Genomic DNA, 14,701 nt, shown 5'->3' with positions numbered 1-14,701 from the left:
ATTCTATTCGAGTGCCGCTACTTTCGCCGTCTGATTATTGCTACACTTTTTTATTTTTAGGCGGATGCGTTATGTCTTTTGATCTCAAAGCCAGTTTAAAGCAAAGGGCTGAACCATCTGCACAGCAGAAAAAGCTGAATCGCCTGATTGATCAAATAGAACAGCAAAAAATCAGCCTTACTATATGGCAGAATGCCCAAGCCGAGATTCAACAACATACACGGCAAAAACTGATGCCTGTGTATAGCGAGCTGCATGAAATCCTATTTCAGCAGTTAGATCAGCTTTGGACGCTATTACAACAGCATGAATTTTCCAAAGCGGAAATGCAGCAACTGGATGAAAAAATTGCCCAGCTTGCCCAAATGTTAAAGCGTTCCAAGATGTTGAAGGATGAACAGTTAACACTGGTCAAGCAGATCGATACCTTTTATCAGCAACACGCCCAGCAATCGCTTAAAAAGAATAAAAAAGTACAGTCAGTCAAGTTTGAACAGCATCAAAGTTATGAGCAAAGTACAGAATTAGAACAAGATGATTTTGAGCAATATGCTGCCGAGCAGCAACAAGCCCGTGAACAAGCCAAGCAACTTCGACAGCAACAGAAACGTGAACAAGCTGAGCAGATGGCAGCACAATCATTGAAAACGGTGTATTTAAAAATTGCTGCGATGATTCACCCTGACCGTGAGCAAGACGAGACCAAGAAAGAAGAAAAAACCGAGTTGTTTCAGCAAGCGAGTCAGGCTTATGAACAGCAGGATTTGTTTTATTTACTGAAACTTCAATTACAGCTAGAACAGAATAAAGGTGTTGGAGCTAAAGAGTTATCAGTGGAGCAAGTGAAGTTTTATAAACTGGCTTTGGATGCACAGAGTCAGCAGCTTGAAAGTCAAATTGAGGAGATTTTAGATTCTTTTCAGTTGGCGAAAAAAGTCAAAGCTGAGCATCTACATATTAGTGATGTGTATAAAGTCATAGATGCGGATTGTGCGGAGTTAAAGCAACAGTTGAAGTGGGAAAAAGAGCGTTTAAAGCATATGAAAAAGGTGAGTGGAGTGGAGATGTTGTTGGGGCATGGGGTTTTATAATATAAAATTATCTTTCGTCAACCATTCTCCTGAGCGGAGAGATATATTGAGAATTATTTTAGTTCTGTAGTTTGAATATTTTCATGATTTTCCATATCAGAAAATTGCTCACTAGAATCTAACTTTTTATTAACGACCCCGAATGGAATATGTACTGAGGCGATACTGCTAGCAGTTTTTTCGACATGAGTAACTTGGTCATCAAAGAAAATATGAGGTTGTAATATCTCTAGAACTTTCCTTTTTTCAATACCACCTAAGAAAAATGCTTCATTAACTGTATCGATTCCCCAAGCACGTAAGCTGGTTATTACACGTTTATGTGCTGGTGCATTACGTGCAGTAACAATTGAAATCCTTAAGCGGCTTTCATAAGTCGGATGATCTTTTAAAAAATTGAGTTCTGCTTTTTGAAGAGTAGAAAGCTGTTGCAAAAGTTTATGTAGTGGACCTGCATTTGCAGGTTGATCTGCTAATTTAGACTCGTTTTCAATAAAAGCTGGTAATCCATTTTCTTTATATACTTGTTCTGAAGAGTCATCTGCAATGACTCCATCAAAGTCAAAAGCAATACGTAGTTCTTCATCATGGGCAATATCAAATATTTGCCCTTTTAAGATTAACCCTGCTGGATACCCAGCATTAATAGCTTGGTTAACATCTATTTCATTAGCAGATAGGAATAAACTAATATTAAGAGCATTAATATATTTATGAGGTGTGCGACCTTGTAAAAAAATTGCACGTTTAATATTTAGTTGATGATGTTCAATAGAGTTCATGACTCTTAACCCTGTATCAGGATCGTTTCTAGAAAGTAAAATTACTTCAACAAATGGTTTTTCTGGTGGAAAAAGGTCATTTAAGCTTAAAAGACGTTGAATAAATGGAAATGCTACCCCAGATTCTAATGGTTGATTTTCATGATCTCTTTGGTAATCTCGATAAGCTAATTCTCCATTTTCTCGAAAGACGGCATCCGATTCTTCTAAATCAAAAAGGGCACTTGATGCTAAACCGATGACTAGTTTTTGATCTAAATTATATCCGCTCATTTTATTTTTCTGTGACTCAATTATGTGTGATACAAGTATATGGAGAATTTTTTATTCTATGCCTAAGAAAAAAGCAAATTCTAGGGCTCGAAACTCTGTAATTTCATAGTCCATTTTCTGTTTTATCAATGTATAGAAAGTTTCAAAACCTTGTTCTTTAGTTAGTTTTTCAACTAAATCTAGATATTCAAAGTAAGTCTGAATATTCTCTAATCTATATGTATAAGGTTCCTGATTAGACAAGAAGTATAACACTCTACTATCCCAAATTGCATAGTTATGTGGATTAATAAAATGTAATAATTTAGATGTACCGACAAGTGAATTGTTAAATGTTTTTTTTAGAAATAAAAGCTGTTTTTCATTTATTCTTTTTCCTTGTTTTACATCATTTAAGCTTGAAAGTAGATATTCCGAATTGTTGAGTTTTAATTTTTTTAAAATTGTGGGCATCCATGAGTATGTAAAACTGATTCCAATAATTATATTTTCTAATTTAATAGTCTCTATATTTTTAAAGTAATTCAAGAAATGAGGATAGGATAAAAGATAATTTTCTTGGGATGCTTCAAAATTATCTGCAATTCTTGTTATTTGCCTAATAATTTCTTTGTTTGACTTGGTATGAATATTCATCTTATAGGTTTTTAAAATAAAATTTAATTAGTTATAGTTATATGAAAACCCAGATATATTTATCTGGGTTTTCATATATTTTAATTATAAAGCAGCAATCTGCTCCATACTTTGCTTAATTTTCGCTAACTGATCAGCAAACTCAGCCAATTTAACCTTTTCACCTTCAACAACTGCTGCTGGTGCTTTGGCAACGAAACCTTCATTCGAAAGTTTATTGGCAATTTGATCATGTTGCTTTTGAACCTTATCCAAGTCTTTCTGCAAACGACCCAATTCAGCTTTAGGATCAATCAAACCTTTCATTGGTACAAATACCGATGCATGGCTGACAACGCTAGAACAAGACAACGGTGGTTCTTGCTCATTGCTTAAGAACTCAATGCTTTCAACTTTAGCAAGTGCTTTGAATAATGCTTCAATACGGATGATTTGCTCACGCTCAGCATCAGAAATATTCTTGAGTAATACAGGCAATAAACGTGCATTACCTAAGCCCATTTCACCACGAATATTACGTACCGCACCAATCAAACCTTGTAACCACTGCATGTCTGCTTCAGCTTGATCATTCACTTTCGCTTGATCAGGAACAGGATATTGCGCAGTCATAATCGTTGCACCGCCTTTGCCTAACATTGGCGCAAGTGTTTGCCAGATTTCTTCAGTCAAATACGGCATCAACGGATGTGCCAAACGTAAAGACGCTTCCATTACCGCAAGTAACACACGACGAACTTCTGCTTTACGCTCTTCAGACACATTGGCATCGTTTAGAACGGGTTTGGTTAACTCAACATACCAGTCACAGTATTCATTCCAGATAAAGTCATAAATCGCTTGTGCAGCAAGGTCTAAACGATACGTAGCGAATGCTTGATGTACCGCAGCTTCTGCTTTTTGCAGACGGCTCATGATCCATTTTTCAGGAAGTTCCCACAGCTCAGGACGCGCTTCTTGAGCAACGGTTTGGCCTTCAACATTCATCAATACGAAACGGGTCGCGTTCCAGATTTTGTTGGCAAAATTACGGTAGCCTTCAACACGTTTCATATCAAACTTAATGTCACGACCCGTATTGGCAAGCGCACAGAACGTGAAGCGAACTGCGTCAGTACCATAAGCTTGAATGCCTTCTGGGAATTCTTTACGGGTTGATTTTTCAATCTTCGCTGCTTGTTTCGGGTTCATCAACCCTGTAGTACGTTTTTGTACCAAGGTTTCAAGGTCAACACCGTCAATCAAATCCAGTGGGTCAAGCACGTTACCCTTAGACTTCGACATTTTTTGACCTTCGCCATCACGAACCAGACCGTGAACATAGACCGTTTTAAACGGTACTTGTGGCGTACCATCTTCATTCTTCATGAAGTGCATCGTAAACATGATCATACGAGCAACCCAGAAGAAGATGATGTCAAAACCAGTCACCAATACATCAGTTGGGTGGAAAGTATTAAGGAAATAGTTTTCCGCATCTTTCTTGGCATCGCCAGTCCAACCTAAAGTTGAGAAGGTCCACAGCGCAGAAGAGAACCACGTATCCAGTACGTCTTCGTCTTGGTTTAACACAACATCAGCAGGGATGTTATTTTTGGCACGTACTTCCGCTTCGTCACGGCCGACATAGATGTTGCCTTCAGCATCGTACCAAGCTGGAATACGGTGACCCCACCAAAGCTGACGAGAGATACACCAATCTTGGATGTTGTTCATCCACGCCATGTACATGTTGCTGTATTGCTCAGGCACAAACTTGATACGACCATCTTGAACCGCTTCAATTGCAGGTTGCGCCAATGGTGCAATTTTTACATACCATTGATCCGTCAATAACGGCTCAACGATTACACCTGAACGGTCACCACGAGGTGGTTTCAGTGTATAAGGTTGGATTTGATCTAACCAGCCTTCAGCTTCAGCTTGTTCAACCAGTTTTTTACGCGCTTCAAAACGCTCTAAACCAATATAGTCCGCAGGAGCAGGGATGGTTTTAGAAATTTGCTCGCCTGCTTTGGCGATGTATTCAAACTCAGCCAATACTTCAGCATTTTTATTGAAGATATTGATGATTGGCAACTCACAACGCTTACCGACTTCATAGTCGTTAAAGTCGTGAGCAGGGGTGATTTTTACACAGCCTGTACCGAATTCTTTATCGACATATTCATCTTTAACGATTGGAACAGCACGACCTGTAATTGGCAGGATAATGTTTTGACCCACAAGGTGCGTATAGCGTTCATCATCCAGTGCCACAGCAACTGCAGTATCACCTAACAGAGTTTCAGGACGAGTGGTAGCGACAACGATGTGGTCTTTACCATCATGGGTGCGAAGGTTTTTATCTTCGAAGAAATATTTGAAGTGCCAGAGTGAACCTGCTTCTTCTTTATCTGATTCAACTTCTAAGTCGGATAGCGCCGTTTGTAGTTTCGGGTCCCAGTTGACGAGACGTTTACCACGGTAGATCAAGCCATCTTCATGCAGTTTAACAAAGACTTCTTTGACTGCATTGGATAAACCTTCATCCATGGTGAAGCGTTCACGTGACCAGTCTACAGAAGAACCTAAACGACGGATCTGACGGGTAATGGTATTGCCTGATTGCTCTTTCCATTCCCAGATTTTTTCGATGAATTTTTCACGGCCTAAGTCATGACGGCTGATACCTTGTGCACCCAATTGACGCTCGACCACCATCTGCGTTGCAATCCCTGCATGGTCAGTCCCGGGTTGCCATAAGGTGTTTTTACCCATCATACGATTGTAACGGGTCAGTGCATCCATGATGGCATTGTTAAAACCATGCCCCATGTGCAGGCTACCAGTGACGTTCGGTGGCGGAATCATGATACAGAATGATTCACCTTGACCTGAGGGTTTGAAATAACCTTGTTGTTCCCAGATTTGATACCATTTCTTTTCGATCTCAGTTGGATCGTAAGTGGTTGCAATATTTTGAGCAGATTGAGCGTCAGTCATAGTACAGAAGATTAAAATTGAATAAAAAATTAGATCTATTGTAGCAAAAAATCCTCGCTTCTGTAGGCATTTCAGCCTGAGCGGATGCGAATGATAAAAGCCGCTTAAAGAATGACTAATTTGCGGTTTTTTGAACTGTTATAGAAGGGTGTTTAGTACATCTTCATAAAATGGTTTTGATTACCGCTAACTGGCTACTCAATTGCGATAACGTCTTTATAGACTTCATTTTTTCTAAAAAAGCCGATGAAAGGCGTTGGATTTTTATACAAATAGGATTAAATTTGTCTAATGCATCACATAACTTAAAAATATTGATGCTTAAAACAACAATATAAAAATGCGAAAAACTAAAAAAGGTGCTGCTCATGACTTATTCAATCCTGTTGAAAATTAATGACGTTACACATGGACAATTTGAAAGCATTCGTCAGCAACTGAATGCGGGCACGCATGAAAGCCAGTCTCGTATCTTGGGTGAAGTGCTGTCAGAAATTGCCTGTGAGATTGTCGAGCAGGTCTTTTCCGTGTTATTGATCCAAAATCGCCAACCGAATCAGTTAACACAAAAATATACGGCTGAATCTGAAAGGGTGATTCAACAGATTATTGCTGCGGTACGCAAATATATGCCATGGTCGATTGCCTTATTTGGCAATGAGCGTCTCTGTCCATTTGCCAATTATTTTTCCAATATGATCAAGTATCACGATGAGTTGGTATATGTGTCTTATCCAATTGATCGGCAATTGGTTCAGCAAGCACATACGCTCGTTACGCAACTCAAAAATAATGAAATCAGTGATATGGTCGATGTGTTCCAAACCTTGATTCAAATTGTCGATTTAGGCGTGACTAGCTTGATTCGTGAACCGAAAAAATGCCTGAATTTTAATACCGTAGTGGATAAAACCTTAAATGGGGTGATTAATATGACGGCACATTTAAGCTATAAGCGTTTAGAAAAAATGGGCAATCAGGTGGACCAAAATGCTGCAACGGATTGCGTCAAGCATTTTTTAGCATTTATGCATGTTGATACAGATTAGAGTGTGCTAAATTCGGCGGGTACAACGCAAAAAATGATAGAAAAGTTGATCTGATAAAAGGGCTTGTATCACAAGCTCTTTTTTATGCGATCTAAAAATTAGGGTTATTAGAATGAAGACCGCCGTTTTTTTAAATATTCATGCGGATACTTATGCAAGATTTGCACATATTCGGACGCAGTTATTACAAGGAAATAAAGAGAGTCAGGCCAATGCTTTAGGTAATGTTTTATCTGAAATGGCTTGTGAAGTGATTGAACAGGTTTTTATGGTGCTATTACAAGAAAACCAACAGCATTCACAAACGGGTGAATCTGAAAAAGTCATACAACAAATTTTAGAGGCTATTCGCAAGTATATGCCATGGTCAATCTCGTTCTTTGGCAATGACCGCTTAATTCCTTTGGTCGAATATCTTTCTAAAACCTTATATCTTGAAGATGAACGTATTTATATGACTTATCCTGTTAAGCAGCAATTGGCTGAGCAGATCCAAGCATCCAGTCAGAAACTTATACAGGGTGATCATGCTGAAATTTTAAAAGCATTGAAATTATTAACCGAAGTGATTGATGTTGGGGTGACTCATTTAATCCGCGAACCGAAGAAATGTTTGAAGTTCAATTTTGTGGTCGATAAAACCTTAAATGGAGTGATTAATATGACCACTCATCTTGGTTATAAGCGTCTGGAAAAATTAGGTTCACAAATTGATCAGCAGTTGGCTGCAACATATGTGGATTACTTTCTTAAGTTTATGCGTCAGCAAGCATAGGTAGAATATCAAAATGGCAAAACTCAAAACGCTTGAAAATAAAGTAGTCTGGATTACAGGCGCTTCTTCTGGTTTAGGCAAAGCCTTGGCACGGGAATGTGCCTTGCAAGGCGCACAAGTAGTCCTCACTTCACGTCGTTATGATGAATTGGAAGCGGTACGGGTGGGTTTACTTAAACCTGAACAACACCTTTCGATTGCAGCAGACATTACTGATGAAGCCCAAGTCCGCCATGCCCATGAACAGGTTTTGGCCTGTAAGGGACGGATTGATTGGTTAATCAATAATGCGGGTTTGAGTCAACGGGCCCTGATTCAAGACACCACCATGCACACTGAACGTGCCATTATGGAGGTGGATTATTTTTCCCAAGTCTTCTTTACCAAAACCGTATTACCGACCTTGCTGCAACAAAAATCAGGTCGGGTGGTGTTTGTTTCCAGTGTGGCAGGCTTGTTGGGTACGCAATATCGTGCAACTTATTCTGCCGCAAAAGCGGCCATTCACATGTGGGCCAATAGTCTACGTGCCGAAGTTGCGCCAGAAGGGGTTGAAGTCTCGGTGGTCTTTCCTGGTTTTGTTAAAACCAATGTCTCTTTTAATGCCCTGAATGGTGAAGGAAAACCCCAAGGGCATCAGGATGAAGCCATTGAAAATGGTCTCGATGCCGATGTTTTTGCTGAACGGGTGGTGGAATCCTTAATGGCAGGCGAGCAATATATTGTCGTCGGTGGGAAAAAAGAACAATTGGGTGTGTTGGTCTCTCGATTGTCACCCAACTTGTTGTATAAGATGATTCGCAAAATGAAAGTGAAATAAGTGTGAACAATCGCAAGAAAGCTGTGTTTAACTGGAGCGGTGGTAAAGATTCGGCATTAGCACTTTATACGGTGTTACAACAAAATGAGTTTGAGGTGGTTGCCTTATTAACCACAGTGAATGAAGAAACCGAGCTGTCTTCCATGCATGCCATTCCACATGCACTGTTGGAAAAGCAGGCCGAGAGTATTGGTATTCCACTCTATCCTGTATTTTTGCCAAAGAATTTGCCTGTCTATGAACAACGGATGTTGGATGCTGCCCATCATTTTAAAGCTCAAGGTGTTGAGCATTTCATCTTTGGTGATATCTATCTCAGTGATGTGCGTCAATATCGGGAAGAGCGTTTACATCCATTAGGCATTGAAGTGGTTGAACCCATTTGGAATCTCAACTCGAATCAAGTTATGCAGAATTTCTTGGATTCAGGGATTAAAACCAAAATCATCGTGACCGATGCCAGCAAGCTCGATGCGTCGTTTATTGGGCAAGATATCGATGCAGCGCTAATTGGGCGGATGCCGAGCGACGTCGATGTCTGTGGTGAAAATGGGGAATACCATACTTTTGCTTATGCAGGTGAGTTATTCAAACATCAAGTTGAGTTTGAAATTGCTGAAACGCGGCAAATGTCTTATGAGTTTAAGCTGGAGGATGGGGAGGAGAAAACCTATCACTACTGGCAAGCGATTTTTGCAGCGTCCTAAAAAAATCCTGTGCATGGCACAGGATTTTTTTAATGTGTGTTGATGATTGCTGTTCCATAGGCAAACACTTCAACCATCCCACCTTGCATACCCAATTCAGTGGTACTGAGTCGAACGCCCATAATCTGATTGGCACCCATGGCATGTGCTTCTTGCTTAAGGCGAATCACAGCTTCACGGCGTGCGCGTTCCACCACACTTTCATAGCTGACTAAACGCCCGCCGAAAAAGTTTCGAATGGTGGCCAACACATATTTAAAATAATCATGTGAGATCACTACATTACTGCTGACCATTTGTCCATATGCTGTCGTTTGCACAAAACGATTGGTATCAATCCGAATATGTGCAAATTGTTTTTCTTTCTGGTCCAGTTCGCGCAAGTGTTTCTGTTCGATATGACGACCAAAGCCCCAGCCAACTGCGAAGAGAATCAGAAACAGAACAATCTGAAAAATTAATCCTTCCATGTCGTTGCCTATGCATCAAATGGATCAGGCAATTTAGGGGCAACTGGCTGCACTACCACAGCGGTACCGTAGACAAAGAGTTCAGAGGCGCCTTGGGCAATATTTGAAGTTGAAAAGCGAATCCCGACAATGGCATTCGCGCCCAAAGCTTGAGCCTTGTCAATCATACGTTGTGTGGCTTCTTGACGTGATTCCTCCAGCAGTTCGGTATAACCTGTCAATTCACCACCCACGATGTTTTTTAAACCTGCCATCAGGTCACGGCCGACATGTTTACTGCGAACGGTGCTGCCATAAACCACATCAAGCTGACGTAAAATTTCATGGCCGGGTACGGATTCTAAACTGCTTAGTAACATTGTATTTTCAAAATCATCAATCTATTGCTTTTGAAGATAAGAAATATTGGCAATGGTTGCAACAAAAAAGCTCACCGAAGTGAGCTTTTTTATCCGCAAAAAATGAAATTATTTTTTTGCGTAATGTTGTTCAGAGCTAGATGGCTGATGCGTTACCGTTTCACTGGTAGACGCTTTGAGACCACCGCCTAAAGTTTTGTACAGTTCAACTTGGTTGTTGAGGTTGGCTTGTTGTAATAACAGCAAACCTTGTTCAGCTGAATAAGCAGAGCGTTGTGCATCCAATACTGTTAAATAGCTATCAATACCAGCACGGAAGCGGGCATTTGAAAGTTTATAAGTGGTATTGGTGGCATCTACCAAACGACGTTGAGCGGTTAAACGGTCGCCAATGTTGGCACGCGTCGCCAAAGCATCATTCACTTCACGGAAAGCTGATTGAACTGATTTTTCATAGTTAGCCAGTGCAATTTTCTGATCGGTTTCAGAGATTTTGATATTTGCCTTACGTGTACCCCAGTCAAAGATTGGGATATTCAGGCTTGGGCCAATAGACCAGGCACCATTGCCAGCTTTGAACAGATCACTCAAGTCAGTTGATGCATAACCAGCAGAACCTGTCAGGCTGATGGTTGGGAAGAGCTGTGCTTTAGCAGCGCCAATATTCGCACCCGCAGCACTTAACTGGTATTCAGATGCTTTCACATCTGGGCGGTTGTTGAGCAAGTCACTTGGTAAACCCGCACTAAACACGCTTTGCTGTGTAATACGCGCCACTTGTTGTTGAGGGAGCAAGTTCTGAGGAACTGGCTGACCAACAAGCAAGTTCAACAAGTTTTGTGCTTGAGCAACTTGAGTTTTGTAGTTCGCGACATCATTACGTGCCGTTTCAACCGAAATCTGAGCCTGACGTACAGGGATTTCGCTATCAATACCCACATCAAAACGTTTCTTGTTCAAGTTAAACGAGTCTTGTTGAGCTTTTAGCGTTTGATCCGCCAATTTCAATTGCGCGTTTGCGTATGAGTAGTTTAACCATGCTTGAGTGACTTGGCTGATTAAACTGATCTGCGTTGCATCGCGTGAGCTTTGCGTTGCAAGATAGCTATCTAAAGCAGCATCTTTCAAGCTACGTACACGACCCCAAAAATCCAATTCATATGACGTTAAGCCTAAGCCCACTTGATAGGTAGAGTATGGATTGTTTGGGTTAACCGAAGGAGAGACCTGACGAACCGCACTACCACTTGCGCCAATCGTTGGCAACTGGTTGTTTTCCGAGATTTGATATTGCTGTTGTGCTTTTTGAATGTTCAAAGCAGCAGTACGTAAATCACGGTTATTGGCAAGCGCTAGATCAATCACTTGCAGTAAACGTTGGTCGGCAAAGAAATCTTTGTAACCTTGTTCTGCGATTGATGTTCCAGAAGCATTACCGTAAGACGCGTAGCTATCCGGAATGTCTGAGCTTACAACAGGCTCTGGCCCGCGCATACTTTGGCAGGCAGCCAAAGAGAGCGCGAGTGCAGAGATTGCAATGCCACGACTGGAAATAGACCATACAGTTTGCATCACGATCAATGCTCCTGAGTATTTAAAGTTTTAGGTTTGTACTTAAAGATACTACGAATCCACACGAAGAATACAGGGATGAAGAAAATACCTAAAAGTGTTGAAGAAATTACACCACCCAGTACACCATAACCGACTGAGTGTTGGCTACCTGCGCCAGCACCGCTTGCAAGCGCAAGTGGTAAAACACCGAAACCGAATGCAAGTGTGGTCATGATGATTGGACGTAGACGCATTTTCGCAGCATGCAAGGTTGCTTCAAATAGCTCTTCGCCTTGTTCCTGTAATTCTTTCGCAAATTCGACGATCAAGATCGCATTCTTCGCAGATAGACCAATTACGGCAACAATCGCAACCTGGAAGTAAATGTTAAAGGATAAGTTTGGATCACCTTTAATAATCATGCCTAACCATGTCAATGTAAATGCACCGACGATACCTAAAGGTACAACCAGTAATACAGAAACAGGGACTGACCAGCTTTCATAGAGTGCTGCAAGGCACAAGAACACGATTAAGAGTGAAAGAACCAATAGTGGCGCTGTTTGGCTACCAGAATCACGCTCTTCTAAAGATAAACCTGTCCATTCGTAGTCGAAACCTGCTAAGCCCATTGATGGTAACTTGCCAATGATTTCTTCCATCGCCAACATTGCATCACCAGAGCTGACGCCCGGTGCTGGAGTACCTTGAATGTTGACAGATGATACGCCGTTATAACGTTCTAGGCGAGGTGAACCATAAGTCCATTCACCTTTGGCAAAGCCAGAGAACGGCACCATTTCGCCTTTGTTGTTACGAACATACCACTTGTTCAAGTCTTCAGGCATCATGCGAGTATCCGCCTCACCTTGGACATAAACTTTTTTCACACGACCACGGTCAACGAAGTCATTGATATACGAACCACCCCAAGCCATGCTCATGGTGCTGTTAATATCTGCAATACTGACACCCATTGCACCTGCTTGCGCTTGGTCAATGGTGATCTGGTACTGCGGCGTATCTTCTTGACCATTTGGACGTACACCTGCAAGACGTTTGTCCTGAGATGCCATACCTAATACCGCATTACGTGCAGCAATCAGTTTTGCATGCCCTTGACCGCTGACATCTTTTAACTGGATATCAAAACCAGAAGCCACGCCCAATTCAGGCATTGCTGGTAATTGTAAAGGCATGATGTAAGACGCATCTTTCACAATCATGTTCAATGCCATACCACGTTGAATGATGGCACCGATCTGTGATTCAGGTGAAGTACGCTCGCTCCAGTCTTTTAATTTAATAAAGGCAAGACCCGCGTTTTGACCTACCCCTGTGAATGAGAAACCAGCAACTGTAAAGATTGACTCTACATTTTCTTTTTCCTTATTCAAGAAATAGCCAGTCATGGTATCAATGACTTTATCGGTTCGTTCCAAGCTGGCGCTCGGCGGTAATTGAACCAATGTCATCACCACACCTTGGTCTTCTTCTGGCAAGAACGAAGATGGCAACATCTTGTAGATGCCAACCAAGGCCGCAATCACAACAATATAAAGCACGCCAGAGAATAACTTGTGGTGGGTCATACGATTGACACCGCCTTGGTATTTCTCTGAAAGTTTTTCAAAGCTACGGTTAAACCAACGGAAGAAACGCGCAAAAATGTTGTTGCTTTCTTGCTTGTTTGGATCGTGTTGTTTTAACAAGGTTGCACACAGGGCAGGGGTAAAGGTCAATGCTACGATCAAAGACAGGATCATCGCGGTAACCAGCGTGATCGAGAATTGACGGTAAATGACCCCAGTGGTTCCACTAAAGAATGCCATCGGTACGAATACCGCGGTTAACACACTGGTAATCCCGACTAAGGCACCCGAAATCTGACTCATCGACTTTTCAGTCGCAGGCACAGGTTCCAGATGTTCTTCCTGCATCACTCGTTCAACGTTTTCGACCACAACGATGGCATCATCCACCAAGAGACCGATAGCAAGTACCATTGCGAACATGGTGAGGGTGTTGATTGAGAAGCCGAAAATATTGATCACGGCAAAGGTACCCAATACAACGACAGGGACAGCAAGTGTTGGGATAATGGTTGCACGCCAGTTCTGCAAGAACAGGAACATGACGATAAATACCAAGACCACCGCTTCGATCAGGGTGTGTACAACACTTTCAATCGAAAGACGAATAAATGGTGTGGTGTCATAGGCCAGCTTGTCTTTTAAACCGCTTGGATAGTTATGACGTAACTCAGATAAACGTTTTTCAACTGCAGCTGCAGTATCCAATGCGTTGGCACCCGTTGCCAGTTTGATGGCCACACCACCTGCTGGGCTACCATTAAACTTCGAGTCAAATTGATAGTTATCAGAACCCAATTCTACACGCGCAACATCACCCAAGCGAACTTGAGCACCACCTGACGTATTTTTCAGGAAGATGTTTTTAAACTGTTCTGGTGTTTGCAACATGGTTTGTGCATTCACGGTTGCATTGAGTACTTGACCCGCAGTCGATGGCGCACCACCGAGCTGACCCACCGCAACTTGGGAGTTTTGGGCACGAATGGCTGTTGCAACATCATTTGGTGTTAGGTTAAAGCTAGTGAGCTTTGCTGGATCTAACCAGATACGCATTGCATATGAACCACCAAACACTTGAAGTTCACCTACACCTGCAACACGACTCAGTGGCTCAGAAATATTTGAGTTCACATAGTCTTTAATGTCAGACGCAGATAGGCTGTTGTCTGGAGAGTAGAATGCAATAACCTGTAAGAAACTTGCGCCAGACTTGGTTACCTTGACCCCTTGACGTTGCACGTCAGCAGGTAAAAGTGCTGTTGCTGATTGCAGTTTGTTTTGAACCTGAACTTGGGCGATATCTGGATCAACACCTTGTTCGAAGTTTAGGTTAATCGATGCTTGACCATTACCTGCACTGTTTGAAGAAATATAACGTAAACCATCCAAACCATTCATTTGTTGTTCAATGATCTGGGTAACGGTATTTTCAACAGTTTGAGCAGATGCCCCAGGGTAGGTTGCAGAGATTGTTACCGTGGGGGGAGCAATTGTTGGATATTGTGCAACAGGCATTTTTGTAAGCGTGATAATACCCGCCAACATAATGACCAGTGCAATCACCCAGGCAAAGATTGGGCGATGGATAAAAAATTGAGCCATGCA

At 41.7% G+C, this 14,701-nt stretch carries 12 protein-coding genes; 5 read left to right on the top strand and 7 right to left on the bottom strand.

Translation table 11 applies throughout. The annotated features are described in order from the left end of the window. Positions 1–71: 71 nt before the first annotated feature. Positions 72–1,091: a coiled-coil domain-containing protein gene (locus tag F907_RS17090; protein WP_016651053.1), complete on the top strand. Its 1,020-nt coding sequence runs from the start codon at positions 72–74 to the stop codon at positions 1,089–1,091. Between the two features lie 53 nt (positions 1,092–1,144). Here F907_RS17090 and F907_RS17095 read toward each other — a convergent pair whose 3' ends face one another. The 3 genes from F907_RS17095 to F907_RS17105 all read right to left on the bottom strand — a co-directional run bounded on the left by F907_RS17095 (position 1,145) and on the right by F907_RS17105 (position 5,767). Then, positions 1,145–2,146, bottom strand: coding sequence for a 5'-nucleotidase (locus F907_RS17095; protein WP_016651052.1), 1,002 nt, complete (start codon positions 2,144–2,146; stop codon positions 1,145–1,147). Between the two features lie 51 nt (positions 2,147–2,197). Further along, complete coding sequence (locus tag F907_RS17100) at positions 2,198–2,782, bottom strand: hypothetical protein (protein WP_016651051.1); 585 nt, start codon at positions 2,780–2,782, stop codon at positions 2,198–2,200. A gap of 84 nt (positions 2,783–2,866) precedes the next feature. Next, a complete protein-coding gene (locus tag F907_RS17105) occupies positions 2,867–5,767 on the bottom strand; it encodes a valine--tRNA ligase (RefSeq protein WP_016651050.1) in 2,901 nt (966 codons plus the stop codon). Positions 5,768–6,135: 368 nt separating this feature from the next. On the opposite strand from F907_RS17105, the gene F907_RS17110 reads away from it, so the two are divergent. The 4 genes from F907_RS17110 to F907_RS17125 all read left to right on the top strand — a co-directional run bounded on the left by F907_RS17110 (position 6,136) and on the right by F907_RS17125 (position 9,118). Beyond that, positions 6,136–6,816, top strand: a complete 681-nt coding sequence (locus tag F907_RS17110; RefSeq protein ID WP_016651049.1) for a hypothetical protein — start codon at positions 6,136–6,138, stop codon at positions 6,814–6,816. A 112-nt stretch (positions 6,817–6,928) separates the two neighbouring features. After that, complete coding sequence (locus F907_RS17115; RefSeq protein ID WP_016651048.1) at positions 6,929–7,591, top strand: hypothetical protein; 663 nt, start codon at positions 6,929–6,931, stop codon at positions 7,589–7,591. Positions 7,592–7,604: 13 nt separating this feature from the next. Further along, the gene (locus F907_RS17120; RefSeq protein WP_016651047.1) at positions 7,605–8,411 is read left to right on the top strand and encodes an SDR family NAD(P)-dependent oxidoreductase; all 807 of its coding nucleotides are present in this window, start codon (positions 7,605–7,607) and stop codon (positions 8,409–8,411) included. Continuing rightward, positions 8,408–9,118, top strand: a complete 711-nt coding sequence (locus tag F907_RS17125; RefSeq protein WP_032861640.1) for a Dph6-related ATP pyrophosphatase — start codon at positions 8,408–8,410, stop codon at positions 9,116–9,118. Before F907_RS17120 ends, F907_RS17125 begins: the two co-directional genes overlap by 4 nt. Before the next feature lie 29 nt (positions 9,119–9,147). Here the strand turns inward: F907_RS17125 and F907_RS17130 are convergent, their stop codons facing one another. From F907_RS17130 to adeJ, 4 genes are all read right to left on the bottom strand, one after another. Further along, positions 9,148–9,588: a YbjQ family protein gene (locus F907_RS17130; RefSeq protein WP_016651045.1), complete on the bottom strand. Its 441-nt coding sequence runs from the start codon at positions 9,586–9,588 to the stop codon at positions 9,148–9,150. Positions 9,589–9,596: 8 nt separating this feature from the next. Next, positions 9,597–9,947 (bottom strand): YbjQ family protein, encoded by a 351-nt coding sequence (locus F907_RS17135; RefSeq protein ID WP_016651044.1) that lies wholly within the window; start codon positions 9,945–9,947, stop codon positions 9,597–9,599. Positions 9,948–10,055: 108 nt separating this feature from the next. Beyond that, positions 10,056–11,519, bottom strand: a complete 1,464-nt coding sequence (gene adeK, locus F907_RS17140) for a multidrug efflux RND transporter AdeIJK outer membrane channel subunit AdeK (protein WP_016651043.1) — start codon at positions 11,517–11,519, stop codon at positions 10,056–10,058. 5 nt (positions 11,520–11,524) lie between these two features. Then, positions 11,525–14,698, bottom strand: a complete 3,174-nt coding sequence (adeJ, locus tag F907_RS17145; RefSeq protein WP_016651042.1) for a multidrug efflux RND transporter permease subunit AdeJ — start codon at positions 14,696–14,698, stop codon at positions 11,525–11,527. Positions 14,699–14,701: the final 3 nt, after the last annotated feature.

The sequence above is a fragment of the Acinetobacter colistiniresistens genome (assembly GCF_000413935.1).
Taxonomy (GTDB): domain Bacteria; phylum Pseudomonadota; class Gammaproteobacteria; order Pseudomonadales; family Moraxellaceae; genus Acinetobacter; species Acinetobacter colistiniresistens.
The sequence above is the reverse complement of the archived record's forward strand: the minus strand, read 5'-3'. Positions and strand labels throughout refer to the sequence as shown.

What these genes read in the sequence shown, in the direction of transcription:
- F907_RS17105 (WP_016651050.1), bottom strand. Translation starts at nt 5,767, where the DNA reads ATGACTGACGCTCAATCTGCTCAAAATATTGCAACCACTTACGATCCA.
- F907_RS17090 (WP_016651053.1), top strand. Translation starts at nt 72, where the DNA reads ATGTCTTTTGATCTCAAAGCCAGTTTAAAGCAAAGGGCTGAACCATCT.
- adeJ (WP_016651042.1), bottom strand. Translation starts at nt 14,698, where the DNA reads ATGGCTCAATTTTTTATCCATCGCCCAATCTTTGCCTGGGTGATTGCA.
- F907_RS17135 (WP_016651044.1), bottom strand. Translation starts at nt 9,947, where the DNA reads ATGTTACTAAGCAGTTTAGAATCCGTACCCGGCCATGAAATTTTACGT.
- F907_RS17095 (WP_016651052.1), bottom strand. Translation starts at nt 2,146, where the DNA reads ATGAGCGGATATAATTTAGATCAAAAACTAGTCATCGGTTTAGCATCA.
- F907_RS17115 (WP_016651048.1), top strand. Translation starts at nt 6,929, where the DNA reads ATGAAGACCGCCGTTTTTTTAAATATTCATGCGGATACTTATGCAAGA.
- F907_RS17100 (WP_016651051.1), bottom strand. Translation starts at nt 2,782, where the DNA reads ATGAATATTCATACCAAGTCAAACAAAGAAATTATTAGGCAAATAACA.
- F907_RS17120 (WP_016651047.1), top strand. Translation starts at nt 7,605, where the DNA reads ATGGCAAAACTCAAAACGCTTGAAAATAAAGTAGTCTGGATTACAGGC.
- adeK (WP_016651043.1), bottom strand. Translation starts at nt 11,519, where the DNA reads ATGCAAACTGTATGGTCTATTTCCAGTCGTGGCATTGCAATCTCTGCA.
- F907_RS17110 (WP_016651049.1), top strand. Translation starts at nt 6,136, where the DNA reads ATGACTTATTCAATCCTGTTGAAAATTAATGACGTTACACATGGACAA.
- F907_RS17130 (WP_016651045.1), bottom strand. Translation starts at nt 9,588, where the DNA reads ATGGAAGGATTAATTTTTCAGATTGTTCTGTTTCTGATTCTCTTCGCA.